The organism is Streptomyces sp. BV286, from assembly GCF_019090165.1.
GTDB lineage: Bacteria > Actinomycetota > Actinomycetes > Streptomycetales > Streptomycetaceae > Streptomyces.
Genome location: NZ_JAHRIB010000045.1, coordinates 22,798 through 35,966 on the forward strand (window position 1 = coordinate 22,798; position 13,169 = coordinate 35,966).

General features: G+C 71.3%; 12 protein-coding genes. 10 read left to right on the plus strand and 2 right to left on the minus strand.

Annotated elements, in window-relative coordinates; genetic code table 11:
* Nucleotides 1-57 precede the first annotated feature (57 nt).
* Nucleotides 58-486, plus strand: a complete 429-nt coding sequence (locus KUF83_RS06015) for a protease inhibitor (RefSeq protein WP_217453502.1) — start codon at nt 58-60, stop codon at nt 484-486.
* A 147-nt stretch (nt 487-633) separates the two neighbouring features.
* Here KUF83_RS06015 and KUF83_RS06020 read toward each other — a convergent pair whose 3' ends face one another.
* Nucleotides 634-825 (minus strand): hypothetical protein, encoded by a 192-nt coding sequence (locus KUF83_RS06020; RefSeq protein WP_217453503.1) that lies wholly within the window; start codon nt 823-825, stop codon nt 634-636.
* A gap of 206 nt (nt 826-1,031) precedes the next feature.
* Between KUF83_RS06020 and KUF83_RS06025 the strand changes: the two genes are divergently transcribed.
* The 9 genes from KUF83_RS06025 (at nt 1,032) to KUF83_RS06065 (ending at nt 11,470) form a co-directional block, all read left to right on the plus strand.
* Entirely contained in the window at nt 1,032-1,745 is a 714-nt protein-coding gene (locus KUF83_RS06025; RefSeq protein ID WP_308402921.1) for a MerR family transcriptional regulator, read from the plus strand.
* Between the two features lie 249 nt (nt 1,746-1,994).
* Nucleotides 1,995-2,849, plus strand: coding sequence for a sugar ABC transporter permease (locus KUF83_RS06030; RefSeq protein WP_217453548.1), 855 nt, complete (start codon nt 1,995-1,997; stop codon nt 2,847-2,849).
* Nucleotides 2,846-3,733 (plus strand): carbohydrate ABC transporter permease, encoded by an 888-nt coding sequence (locus KUF83_RS06035; RefSeq protein ID WP_217453505.1) that lies wholly within the window; start codon nt 2,846-2,848, stop codon nt 3,731-3,733. Before KUF83_RS06030 ends, KUF83_RS06035 begins: the two co-directional genes overlap by 4 nt.
* Before the next feature lie 156 nt (nt 3,734-3,889).
* Nucleotides 3,890-5,548 carry an extracellular solute-binding protein gene (locus KUF83_RS06040; RefSeq protein ID WP_217453506.1) on the plus strand — a complete coding sequence of 553 codons (1,659 nt, stop codon included), beginning with the start codon at nt 3,890-3,892 and terminating at the stop codon, nt 5,546-5,548.
* A 40-nt stretch (nt 5,549-5,588) separates the two neighbouring features.
* Complete coding sequence (locus KUF83_RS06045) at nt 5,589-6,686, plus strand: LacI family DNA-binding transcriptional regulator (RefSeq protein ID WP_217453507.1); 1,098 nt, start codon at nt 5,589-5,591, stop codon at nt 6,684-6,686.
* Nucleotides 6,687-6,704: 18 nt separating this feature from the next.
* Complete coding sequence (locus tag KUF83_RS06050; RefSeq protein WP_217453508.1) at nt 6,705-8,693, plus strand: DUF2264 domain-containing protein; 1,989 nt, start codon at nt 6,705-6,707, stop codon at nt 8,691-8,693.
* Between the two features lie 208 nt (nt 8,694-8,901).
* Nucleotides 8,902-9,375 carry a hypothetical protein gene (locus KUF83_RS06055; protein WP_217453509.1) on the plus strand — a complete coding sequence of 158 codons (474 nt, stop codon included), beginning with the start codon at nt 8,902-8,904 and terminating at the stop codon, nt 9,373-9,375.
* 16 nt (nt 9,376-9,391) lie between these two features.
* Nucleotides 9,392-9,922: a GNAT family N-acetyltransferase gene (locus tag KUF83_RS06060; RefSeq protein ID WP_217453510.1), complete on the plus strand. Its 531-nt coding sequence runs from the start codon at nt 9,392-9,394 to the stop codon at nt 9,920-9,922.
* Nucleotides 9,923-9,970: 48 nt separating this feature from the next.
* Nucleotides 9,971-11,470 (plus strand): ABC transporter substrate-binding protein, encoded by a 1,500-nt coding sequence (locus KUF83_RS06065; protein ID WP_217453511.1) that lies wholly within the window; start codon nt 9,971-9,973, stop codon nt 11,468-11,470.
* A 71-nt stretch (nt 11,471-11,541) separates the two neighbouring features.
* Here KUF83_RS06065 and KUF83_RS06070 read toward each other — a convergent pair whose 3' ends face one another.
* A complete protein-coding gene (locus KUF83_RS06070; protein ID WP_217453512.1) occupies nt 11,542-13,053 on the minus strand; it encodes an MFS transporter in 1,512 nt (503 codons plus the stop codon).
* Nucleotides 13,054-13,169 lie beyond the last annotated feature (116 nt).

Consider the following 13,169-nt stretch of genomic DNA (forward strand, 5'->3'; position numbering starts at 1 on the left):
GCCGAACCGGCACACACCGAGCAGGTTCGGAGACACCCGAGCGGAAGGATGCACACAATGCCGAACACCGCGCGCTGGGCAGCGACGATCACACTGGCGGCCACCGCCGTCTGCGGTCCCCTCACCGGGACCGCCTTCGCCACCCCTTCGCCGACCGCGCTCTACGCCCCCTCGTCCCTGGTGCTCACTGTGGGCCACGGCGAGATCGCGGCCGAAGCCGCACCCGAACGCGCGGTCACCCTGAGCTGCGCGCCGACCGCTTCGGGGACCCACCCGGCCGCCGCGGCGGCATGCGGTGAACTGCGCGCGTCGGGCGGGGACTTCAGCGCCCTGCCGGCCAGAGACAACGTCATGTGCACCCGCGAATACGATCCCGTCGTCGTCACCGTCGACGGAGTCTGGCAGGGCAAGCGGGTCTCCTACGAACGCACCTTCTCCAACGAGTGCGTGAAGAACTCCTACGGGACGACCGTCTTCACGTTCTGAGAGACCGGGGTCGCGCGGTCTGTCCGAGTGCGTCGACGGAGGCCCGCGGATGCGGATGGGGAGTGCGAGTCCCGTCGCGGACAGCCACGCGACCTCGCAACAGGGGCCGGTGGAGACGGAGTGGGGCCGTCTCCGCCGGCCCTGGCGTCATTGAGGAGCGCTGATGCGCCAGGCCCCCACCTCGTGGTGACCGGAGTCCTGGATCGCCGCCCCGTCGCCCGGCTTCAGCTCGTAGTGCTGGAGGTTCCCGCCCCAGTAGCGCAGGATCCGCCCCAGTTCCCGGGCGGCGTTCCCGTCCCAGGCGGTGTCTCCCATGTCGACCTCGAGAGTGAACTTCATACCGAGCGCTCCTTTTCCGCTGCTGCTTCTGCCTCTGCTTCTGCGTGCCGCGCCGCCCTTCCATGACGTGGCGCGGCGCCTGCCCTGCCTTCAATCGTTTCATTGAATTGCTTTGTGAGACTTGGGATGCCTCTGCTCCAGGCCGAAGCCACGTCGTACTCTGAAACCCTCAAATGTGGCTTCAGGGACGGTGTGAGGAGTCAGCGGTGGGCGAGCGACTGCGGGCCGTCGATCTCGCACGGGCGGCCGGTCTCTCCACGCAGCAGGTCCGCAACTACGTCGAGACGGGCCTCCTGCCGCCCGTGGAGCGCACGGAAAGCGGCTACCGGGTGTTCACGGACGTGCACGCCCACGCGCTCACGGCCGCCCGCGCGCTGGCCGCCGGTCACGGCTGGCCGACGACGGGGGTCATCATGCGGGCCGTGCACGGCGGCGACCTGGAGGGCGCCCTCGCCGCACTGGACGCGAGCCACGCCGAACTCCACCGGGAGCGGGGCGAACTCGCCGAGGCCCTGGGGGTCCTGGGCGCCTTGCCCCCGCTCGGCACCCTGCCGGCGGACCGCGGTGGTCTGCGGATCGGGGAGGTGGCCGACGTCGTCGGCGTCCACACCCCCGTGCTGCGCCTGTGGGAGACCCGCGGCCTGCTGCGACCCACCCGCGAGAAGTCCACCGGATACCGCCGCTACTCGGCGTCCGAGGTCCGGCTGGCGCGGATCGTCGTCCTCCTCCGGCGCGGCAACCACCCCTTCACCGCCATCGGTTCGCTGCTGTCCGAGCTGCGCTCCGGCGGCAGCCCCGAGCGCGTCCGGACCGAACTAGCCGGACGCGAGAGCGAGTTGCACCGCCGGAGCCTGACCCGGCTGCGGGGCTCGGCCGCCCTCGACGCGTATCTCGAACACCGACGGAAAACGTTTCAATAGATCTCCGCAGGTCGGCAGGCGTGCCCTGCCAGGCTCAACGGGCCGTGTGTGTCAGAGGTGTTGACCCCGCGTTGGAAACGTTTTAATTTCCCCTCACCCGACAACCAGAGGTGAGGAGGGCCCGTGGCCGTGGAGGTGCGGGACAGTGCAGGTACGGAGGCGGTGACCCCTTCCCGTCGACACCCGAACGGCGTGCGTAAGGAAAGAAAAGGTTTTCACCGACGCAGCGGTCGGACGCTCTTCCTGCTGATGCTGCCGGGGCTCGGCTACTTCCTGCTGTTCCACTACGGGGCACTGGCCGGCAACGTCATCGCGTTCAAGGACTACGTGCCCTTCGACGGCATCTGGGGCAGTCCGTGGGTGGGCCTCGGCAACTTCCAGCGGATGTTCCAGGACACCGAGTTCTGGGACGCCGTCCTCAACACCCTCTGGATCGCGGTCCTCCAGATCGTCTTCTACTTCCCCGTGCCGCTGGCTCTCGCCCTGCTGCTGCACACCCTGACCTGGAGCACGGTCCGCCGCTTCGTGCAGTCGGTGGCGTACCTGCCGCACTTCATCTCGTGGGTGATCGTCGTCGCCCTGTTCCAGCAGGTCCTCGGCGACACCGGCCTGGTGAACGGCTATCTCGGCGACGCGGGCCTGAGCACCGTCGACATCATCGGCAACCCCGACGCCTTCCGGCCGCTCACCGTCGCCCAGGTGATCTGGAAGGACGCCGGCTGGGGAACGATCATCTTCCTCGCCGCGCTCTCCCAGGTCGACGAGCAGCAGTACGAGGCCGCCGCCATCGACGGCGCCGGACCCTGGCGGCGTTTCTGGCACGTCACCCTGCCCGCGATCCGGGCGGTGATCGTGCTGCTCCTCATCATGCGTCTCGGTGACATCCTCTCCGTCGGCTTCGAGCAGATGCTCCTGCAGCGTGACGCGGTGGGCCCGGAGGCCGCGGAGGTCATCGACACCTTCGTCTACTACCAGGGCCTGGTCGGCGGCGACTACGGATACGCGGCCGCCGCCGGCCTCTTCAAGGGCGTGGTCGGGGCGCTCCTCGTCTACGCGGCCAACAAGGTCGCCCACCGGCTCGGCGAACAGGGGATCTACAAGTGAGCGCACACGTGAGGCCCGCCTGGATGGAGAAGCCCGGGCCGGTGACCCAGGCCGCGAAAGCCGTTGCGCTCACCACCGTGGTCCTCCTGGTGTGCGTGCCGTTCCTCGTGATCCTCTCCACCTCGCTCGCCTCGCCCAAGGAGGTGGTCGACAACGGCGGCTGGGTGCTCTGGCCGACGAACCCGACCACCAAGGCGTACAGCGACATCTTCGAGGGCGGCATCGTCACCCATGCCCTCGGTGTCAGCGCGGGAGTGACCGTCGTCGGCACGGTGCTCAGCCTCTTCTGCACGGTGACGCTGGCCTACGCCCTGGCGCGTCCCGGGGTGTTCGGCGGCCGGCCCATGCTGCTCCTCGTCCTGTTCACGTTCCTCTTTCCACCCGGCATGATCCCCAGCTTCCTGCTGGTCAAGGAGCTCGGTCTGCTGGACTCGTACGGCTCGCTGGTCTTTCCCGTGCTGATCAACGTGTTCAACCTGGTGGTCCTGCGCGGCTTCTTCCAGTCGATCCCCGAGGAGCTGTACGAGGCCGCCCGGCTGGACGGCGCCGGGGACTGGCGGGTCCTGTGGTCCGTCGTGCTGCCCCTGTCGAAGGCGGCCCTCGGGGTCGTCGGCCTCTTCTACGCGGTGGCCTACTGGAACTCCTGGTTCTACGCCTCGCTGTACCTGGAGAGCGACCACTGGCCGCTCCAACAGGTGCTTCGGACCTATGTGGTGGCCGGATCGGGACTCACCGACAGCGCCACCAGCGAGGGCGCCGTGAACGCCCCGCAGACCGTGCAGATGGCCGTCCTGGTGATCGCCACCGTGCCGATCCTGCTCGTCTACCCCTTCCTGCAGAAGTACTTCACCAAGGGCGTGCTCACCGGCGCCATCAAGAGTTGAGCGCCTCGCTGGTGCGGCGCTCCGGGTGCGGGCCGGTTGCGGCCGGCCACGCAGTCCCCGCGCCCCTTATGGGGGGTGCCGTTTTGCACCGCGCTTCACCAGTTCCACCAAGCCGTCCGTCAACAGCCAGTCGTCCAGAGCTGGGAGAAGACACGTATGTCCGGTTCATCGATGTCCCGCCGTGCCCTGATGCGTACCGCCGCCGTGGGCACTCTCGCGCTCGCCGCTCCGACCGCCCTGACCGCCTGCTCCACGGAGTCCGGCGACGACGGGGTGTCCAACGCGGGCAAGGACCTCGCGCCCTGGCCCGCGTACAAGGCCTTCGCCGGGCCGAGGCCCGACCTGGCGCCGACCGGGGAAGGTGTCCAGCCCGGCTACACGTCCTACCCCGCCGACCTGGCGAAGTCGGTCTCCCGCACCCCCGGGGACGGCTCCACGGTCAAGGTGATGTCGGTGTCCTTCGGCACACCGCCGAAGCCGGCCTCGTCGAACCGGTTCTGGCAGGCCGTGGAGAAGGCGCTCGGCGTGAAGATCGAGTACACGGTCATCTCGCAGGCGGACTACCAGAAGAAGATGGCCACCGTCATGGCGGGTGACCCCGGTCAACTGCCGGACATCATCAACATCTTCTCCGGGTTCGCGCTGCCGCGCGAGGCCCAGTTCGTCCAGCGCCGCGCCGAGGACCTCACCCCGTTCCTGTCCGGCGACGCGGTCACGGACCATCCGAACCTCGCGAACATCCCCACCCACGCCTGGCGGGACATGGGCCGCATCGGCGGCCGGATCTACGGCATCCCCCTGGAACGCCCGCTGCCGGGCTCCACGCTCTGGCTCAACCAGGAGTACTTCGAGGACGCCGGAATGAAGGAGGGCTGGACGGACCAGGACTTCGCGGCGGTCGCCAGGAAGGGCACCAGCGGGCGGAAGTACGCCCTGGGGGCGGCGGTCGGGTCCGCGTTCGGTGACGGCTTCCACTCCGCGGCCCACGGCGTCAGCGCACGGGGCTGGTCGGTGAAGAAGGACGGCACGTTCCTCCCGTCCGCCGCCGACGACCGCTACAAGGAGATGCTCGACTTCCAGCTCCGGCTGCGCAAGGCGGGCTCCTACCACCCCGACGCCACCTCGATCTCCCAGCCGGACATGATCGCCCTCTACCTCAACGGAACGGTCGGCTCCGTGCAGGACGGGTTCGGCGGCTACCTCCCCAAGTTCCTCGACAGGACAAGGAAGTTCACACCCGCGGCCGCCCTCCCGTACAGCGTGGGCGGTACCCCCGGCGGCATCGTCGCGGCACGCCGCTCGTTCGGCTACACCATCCTCAAGAAGGCGAAGAAGGAGCGCATCCAGCTGCTGCTGCGGGTCCTCGACTACCTCGCGGCGCCGTTCGGCAGCAAGGAGTGGGAGCTCGTCCACTACGGACTGGAGGGCACCCACTTCACCCGGGCCGAGGACGGCTCGCCCGAACCGAGCGACCTCGGCCAGGTCGAGAACAACACCAACCTGCCGCTCAAGTACCTCGCCGAAGGACCCCAGGTGCTGTTCGTGCCCGGGCTGCCCGACGCGGTGAAGGCCCTGCACGCCTGGCAGACGAAGACCGTTCCGGCAGCCATCCGCAACGCCTCGTACGGGCTCCAGTCCTCGACGTACACCTCCCGGGGCACCACCCTCGACACGCTCCTCAAGGACACCGCCACCGGGATCGTCGCCGGCCGGACACCACTGTCCGAGTGGGACGCGACGGTCAAGAAGTGGCGCCAGCGCGGTGGCGACAGAATGGCCGAGGAGTTCGCCAGGGACTACGCCGCCAACAACTGACGTGGCACGTCGGGCGGCTGTGAGGGGAGACGCGGGGGACATGGGCAACGACATGGCAGAGGCGGAGCCGACGGCGAAGCGGCGCGTGACCATCCGCGAGGTCGCCGAGCGGGCAGGCGTGTCCATGGCTACCGTCTCGCGCGTGCTGAGCGGCAACCACCCCGTGCCCGCGTCCACCCGGGCCCGGGTGCTGCGCGCGGCCCGCGACCTCGACTACGTCGCCAACGCGCACGCCCGCGCCCTCGTCGGCGGCGGACGCAAGATGGTCGCCGTCGTCCTGCGCCAGGTCACGAGCCCCTTCTACGCGCAGGTCGCCGAGGGCGTCGAGGCCGAAGCGGCCGCGCGGGGCTGGCTGTGCCTGGTCGGCACCACCGGCGGGGACCCGCAGCGCGAGCTGGAGTTCGTGCAGCTGATGCGGGAGGAGGGCGCCCGGCTGGTGGTGCTGGTCGGCGGGGTCGTCGAGGACGACGCCTACCGGGAGCGGGTGGCGCACTACGCCCAGGCCCTCGACTCGTCCGGCGCGCGCCTCGTGCTGTGCGGACGGCCTGCGCCCGACCCCGGCATCCCGGCGCTCGTCGTCGAGTTCGACAACGAGGCCGGTGCCCGCGCCATCACCGGCCATCTCCTCTCGGCGGGCCACCGCAGGATCGTCTTCCTCGGCGGGCTGCCCGGCAACACGGCCCTGGACGCGCGGGTCGCCGGGTACCGGGCCGCGCTCGCCGAGCACGGCCTGCCGGCCGGGGCCGCGCACGTCGTCGACTGCGGACTCGGCCGGGCTGCGGGCCATCGCGCGATGACTCAACTCCTGAAGGAGACACCGGACTTCACCGCCGTCTTCGCCGGGGACGACATGGTCGCCGCCGGAGTGCTGCGGGCCATCTCCGACGCCGGACTGCGCGTGCCCCACGACCTCTCGGTCGTCGGCTACAACGACATCCCGCTCGCGGAGGACTTCAACCCGCCGCTCACCACCGTGCGCACCCCGGCCGAGGAGCTCGGCCGGGCCGCCGTACGCATCGCCCTGCGCGACCCCGAGCACGCCGCGGGCGCCCACCATCTGCTCGGCACCCACATCGTCGTACGCGACAGCGTCCAGCCGCCCCCGCCCGACGCCACCGCGCCCGAACGCCCTCACTGACGGAGGACCCACCCCCGTATGACCGCGCCGCACGTGTCGCTCACCGGTTCGACGCACGCCTCCCGCATGCCGCCCCCCGACCCCGCCCTGTCACCGGTCACCGGCTGGACCCGCGCGCACTGGGAGGCGATGGCCGACCGCCTGCTGGACGCCCTGCGCCCCTACGCGTCACAGGAGTCGGCGCACTACCGGCTGCCCGGCCGGGCCGGCCACTCCGGACCCTGGTCCGACGGCCTGGAGGGGTACGCCCGTTCGTTCCTGCTCGCCGCCTGCCGGATCGCGGGTGCCGACGGCCGCGTCCCGCCGGACCTCGTCGAGCGGTACGCGGCCGGCCTGGCCGCCGGTACCGACCCGGACGGGGCCGACCGCTGGCCGCCCATCACCGACCGGGGCCAGCCCATGGTCGAGGCCGCTTCGATCGCCATCGCCCTGCACGAGACCCGGCCGTGGATCTGGGACCGGCTCGACGACGGGGTACGCCAGCGGGTGGCGGCCTGGCTCGGCGGGTTCGTCGGAGCCGAGACCAACGACTCGAACTGGCGGCTCTTCCAGGTGGTCACGGAGGAGTTCCTCGCCTCCGTGGGAGCCCCGCACAGCCGTGCGGAGATCGACGGGGGACTGGCACGGCTGGAGGACTGGTACCGGGGCGAGGGCTGGTACACCGACGGCGACGGCCGCAAGTTCGACTACTACAACGCCTGGGCGCTGCACCTCTACCCGGTGCTGTGGGCGCGGATCGCCGGGTCCCGCGCGGACACCGCGCTGACAGCCGTCCACAGGGCCCGGCTGCGTGAGTTCATCGGCGCCCACCAGTACTTTTTCGGGGCCGACGGCGCGCCCGTCCACCAGGGCCGTTCTCTCACCTACCGTTACGCGACGGCCGCCCCGCTGTGGGCCGGCGCGCTCGCGGACGCCACCCCCCTGCCGCCCGGCCGTACACGCCGGCTCGCCTCGGGCGCGCTGAAGCACTTCGCCGAGCGCGGGGTGCCCGACGAGCGGGGACTGCTGAGCCTCGGCTGGTACCGGCCCTTCCTTCCGGTCACCCAGCGCTATTCGGGACCCGCCTCGCCGTACTGGGCGAGCAAGGCGTTCCTCGGCCTGCTGCTGCCCGCCGGCCATCCCGTGTGGACGGCGCGCGAGGAGCCGGGGCCGGTGGAGACGGCCGACGCGTACCTGGCGCTGCCCGCGCCGGGCTGGCTGCTCCACTCGACCGCCGCCGACGGGATCGTGCGGCTCGTCAACCACGGCAGCGACCGGCTGCCGCCACCGCCGGCCGATGCCGAGGACAGCCCGCACTACGCGAAGTTCGCGTACTCCGGCGCCACGGCTCCCGACACCGCGGCGGACGGTTCCGTGGCAGGGCCCGACAACCACATCGCCCTGCTCGCGCCGGACGGGGCGGCCTCGCGGCGCGGCCGGATCCATCCTCTCGGCGTGGCGGGGCGCCGCGCGGCGTCCTGGCACCGGGCCGTCCTGCCGGGGTCCGGGGAGGGGGAGGGGCACCGCATCGAGACGACCAGCGTGGTCCACGGGCCCTGGGAGGTACGCGTGCACCGGGTCGAGGGACCGGCCGGAGCCGTCGTGCGCGAAGGGGGGTGGGCCGTGGCCGACGACAGCGGGCCACCGCTGCAGGAGACGGGGCCCGGATGGGCCTCGGCGCGTCGAGCGGACGGCCTCACGAGCGCGCTCGTCGCCCTGCACGGCTGGGGCGGGCCCGGCTCCGGCGACCTGCCGCGGGGCACGGTCTCAGCCGGGCGGGCCGTCAACGCCTACGGCGAGCACTCCGCCACTCCCTGCCTGCGGCTGCCGTCGCACCCGGGCGGGGTCCACGTCCTGGTCACTCTGGTCGTCCTCGACGCCGACCCGGCACGGCCCTGCGAACCCGGGCAACTGCGGGCGCAGGCAGCCGCGTTGGTCACTCCCGAGGGGACGGTGGTGATCCGCTTCCCGGACGGGACGCGGGAGGACGTTCCGCCGGGGGAGGGAAACGGCCAAGGAAGCGGCTGAGGAGGCCGGACGAGCGCGCAGGCCGGCGGACCGCGCAATCCGGTTCACTCAACTCGGTGAATTTCAGCGGCAGTAGTTGACTTTTGGTCTTTGTGTTTGTTCAACCTGACCTGTTCACGCGGGTGTTGTGGCCGTAAAGTCGCCGTGCTGCCCCAGTCCCAGGCCGCACCATTTGTACGTACGACTGTCTGGCCAAGGAGGGGTGGCGGTGGCAACGCCGGTACGCGCTTCGTCGGACGGGCCCGCGCTGCTCACCGAGCGCGGCCCCATGGAACCCGTCCGCGAGATGGAGTTCACGGCCCGTTTCTCCCGTGCGGACGGCGAGTTCGCCGCCGAGGCGGCCGCCGTGGCGGTGACGCAGGTGATCGACGCCCCGCTGTCGTTCGTCTCCCCGGTCCTCGACGCGGGCTGTTCCGTGAGCAGGTGTCTGCTGGCGCGCAGCGCCGCCGACACCTGCCGGATCGTCCTCACCGCGGACCGTTCGGGCATCACCGTGGCCGCCACCGACGACGTCGCGGTCTCGCTGGACGCAGGCGATCCGTCCGGCGCCAAGAACCTGCCGCTGCTCGCCGTCGTCGACGGACTGAACGTGCACCACGGCCCCGACGGTCATGTGTGGGTCGTGTGGAAAGGGTCGTGGCGCGGTGACGGCCTCACCCCGGACGGGCCCGCCCAGCCTTAATGCATATGATGTGCAAGTGCGTGACTACTGCATAAGGACGGCCACCCCCGACGATCTCGACGGCGCCCGGTCGGTGATGCTCGACACCGTGTACCGGGACTTCGGCACCGGGTACGTACCGCGCTGGCACCGGGACATCATCGACCTCGGCGGCGCCTACCTCACGCCCGTCCGGCACACCCTGCTGGTCGCGGTCGACGAGCGGGACGGGTCGGTGGCCGCGACGGCCGCGCTCGACTCCCGGGGCCCGGCCCACCCGCCCAACCCGCGCCACCTCGCCGAGCGCTACCCCTCGGGAGTGACCGCCCAGCTGCGTCGCGTGTACGTCCGCCCCGGTGACCGCAGGCAGGGCCTGGCCCGGCAGCTCGTCGGCCGGCTGCTGGACTTCGCGGCGACCGACGGCGGCTATCACGCCGCCTATCTGCACACCGACCCGACGGTGCCCGGCGCCGAGGCGTTCTGGCGTTCGCTGGGCAAGGCGGTCCACGACGAACGCGAGGAACCGGGCGGCCAGGGAACCCTGCACTTCGAAGTCCCCCTGCCCTGACGACGCGTCCCGCTCGCACGCCGTACACCCCCCACGATTGAAGAGATCATGCGCTCTGCGCCGCCCCGGCGCCGGTTGTTCGCCGGCCTGCTGCTCGCCCCCCTGCTCACCGGCTGCTTCGCCTCCGAGGGCGGTGACGCGTCCTCCGGCGGCTCGGCAGGCTCCCGGCTGAAGGTCGCGCTCGCCTTCCCGCCCGCCGAGAACCTCTCCCCGTACGGCGCCGACGCCACCCTCCTCAGCAGGCTCGGCGTCACCGAGGGCCTGACCCGGCTCGACGCCAACGGCGCCGCCGCTCCCGCGCTCGCCGAGTCGTGGCGCCGCGAGAACGACCGCGACTGGCTGTTCACCGTGCGGGACGCCGCGTTCCAGGACGGCACCGAGGTCACGCCGAAGGCCGTCGCCGCGTCCCTGACCCGGGCCGCGGGCGCCGAGCCCCCGACCGCCGCCCTGTCCGGTGTCGAACTCACCGCCGAGGCGGCGGGCGGCCGGAACGTGCGGGTGAGCACCGCCGACCCGGACCCCGCGCTGCCGCTGCGGCTGTCCAGCCCCGGCCTGGTCGTCCTGTCGGCCGAGGCGTACGCGAGGAAGGGCCGGGTCAGCCCGGTCGGCACCGCCACCGGCCCCTTCGAGCTCACCAAGGTCACCGGCGCCACCGCCGCCACCCTCGACCGCTTCGACGACTACTGGGGCGGCCGCGCCCAGGCCTCCGGCGTCGACGCGAGGTTCACAGCCGACGGCACCGCCCGGACCAACGCGCTGCGCACCGGCGAGGTCGACATCGCCGAGGCCGTGCCCGTCTCGCAGGCCGCCTCCCTCGACGAGGCCGCCCGCCGTGAGACGGCCACCACCCGCACCACGAGCGTCCTCCTGAACAGCAGGTCGGGCGCCTTCAAGGACCCGAGGACACGGGCCGCCGCCCGCGAGGCGATCGACACCTCCGTCTTCGCCAAGGACGTCTACGAGGGGCATGCCGGGCCCGGCGCCGGAATCTACGGGCCGGCCCTGACCTGGGCGGCCGACAAGAGGGTCGAACCGGTCGGCAGGGCACGGGCGGCGGCGGCCGACGGCACGCCGATCACCGTGGCCACGTACGACAACCGGCCCGAACTGCCCGAGGTCGCGCAGGTGCTGAAGCAGCAGCTGGACAATGCGGGTTTCAGGGTCGAGCTGGAGGTGCGCGAGTACTCCCGGCTGGAGAGCGACGCGCTGGCCGGGAAGTTCGACGCGTTCGTCTCCGCCCGCAACACCATGCTCGACACCGGCGACCCCGTCTCCATCCTCGCCGGCGACTACACGTGCGACGGCAGCTACAACCTGGCGCAGCTGTGCGACCGGACGGTCGACAAGGCCGTCGCCGAGGCCGGGAAGGTCACCGACACCGCGAGGCGGCAGGACGCGGCGATGACCGCCGAAGCGGCGATTCTCGGCACGGACGCCGTCGTGCCGCTGGTCCACCAGCGGATCATCACCGGGGTGGGCGCCAAGGTGCGCGGTGTGCTGCTCGACCCGTACGAGCGCAGCCTCGTCGGCGTCGGCACGCGCCGCTGACAGGCGGTTCCGGCACACGCGGAGGGGCCGCCGTCTCCCTGAAGACGGCGGCCCCTCGGCTTGTGGCGGACTCACATGTGGACGACCTGTGCGGCGTCCGGGTCCTGCTCGGGGACCCCGCGGCGGTAGAGCAGGAAGGCGATCACCGCGCCCGCGAGGAAGAAGCCGGCCGACCACCAGAAGGCGGTGGTGTAGCTCTCGATCGTCGACCGGGCCCGGACCATCGGGTCGGTCGCGTCCTTGCCGGACAGGTAGCCGGTCGCGGCACTCGCGGCGAGGGTGTTCAGGAGCGCGGTACCGATGGAACCGCCCACCTGCTGCATGGTGTTCACCGTCGCCGAGGCGACCCCCGCGTCCTCCGCCGCGACCCCGCTCGTGGCCAGGGCCATCGCGGGCGGCATCACGATGCCGAGGCCGGCGCCGATCAGGATCAGCTGCGGCAGCACGGCGGTCGAGAAGTCGGAGTCGACCCCGATTCCGGTCAGCCAGGCCATCGCGACCGCGGCGAGCGCGAAGCCGGCCGGGATGACGGCCTTCGGTCCGATGCGCGGCACCAGGACCGTGGTCGACACCTGCGCCATGACCATCAGGGCCGCCATCATCGGCAGGAAGGCCACACCGGTCTTCGTCGGGCTGAAGCCCAGGTTCAGCTGCAGGTAGTAGGTGAGGAAGAGGAAGACGCCGAACATGCCCGCACCGGTCACCAGGACGGCGATGAACGAGGCCGCGCGGGTACGGTCCAGCAGGACACGCATCGGCAGCAGCGGGTGCGCGGAGCGGGTCTGCCACCAGCCGAACACCGTCAGGAGTACTCCGCCCGCCACCAGGAAGCCCCAGGTCTCGGGTGAGGTCCAGTCGTGGGTCTCGGCGTTGGAGAACCCGTAGACCACGGAGAACAGACCGGCGGAGACCAGCAGCGCGCCCGGCAGGTCCAGCTTGGAGTTCGCGGCGTCGCGGTGGTTGTTCAGCAGGACCCAGCCGCCGGCGAAGGCGACGACTGCGAAGACGATGTTGACGTACAGGGTCCAGCGCCAGTCCAGCGCGTCCGTCAGCACACCGCCGAGCAGCAGTCCGAGCGCGCCGCCCGCACCGGCGATGGCGCCGTACACGCTGAACGCCTTGGCGCGTTCCTTGGCGTCGGTGAACGTCGTGTTCAGCAGGGAGAGCGCGGCGGGTGCGAGGAGGGCGCCGAAGACACCCTGCAGGGCGCGCGCGGTGACCAGCATGCCGAAGCTGTTCGCCGCGCCGCCGAGCACGGAGGCTCCGGCGAACCCGGCGACACCGATGAGGAAGGCGGGCTTGCGCCCGAAGAGGTCGGCGATCCGGCCGCCGAGCAGGAGCAGCGAGGCGAAGGCGAGGGCGTACGCCGTGACGATCCACTGCCGGTTGCCGTCGGAGAAGCCGAGGTCGGCCTGGGCCGACGGCAGCGCGATGTTCACGATGGTCGCGTCCAGCACCACCATCAGCTGCGCGATGCCGATGATCGAGAGGATCCACCACCGGTTCGCCGCCGGGGCGGCCGTGCCCGGTGAGTCCGGCGCGCCCTTGCGGGCGCCTTCGGACAGGGTCTGGGTCTTGGACATGGGAGCACCACTCCAGGGAAAGTTCGCTCGGAACGGAGAGTACGTAAACGAAACTGTTTCGTACTCTTCGAGGTTAGACCACTTTCATCGAAACGACAAAGTTTCGCTAGCGAGAG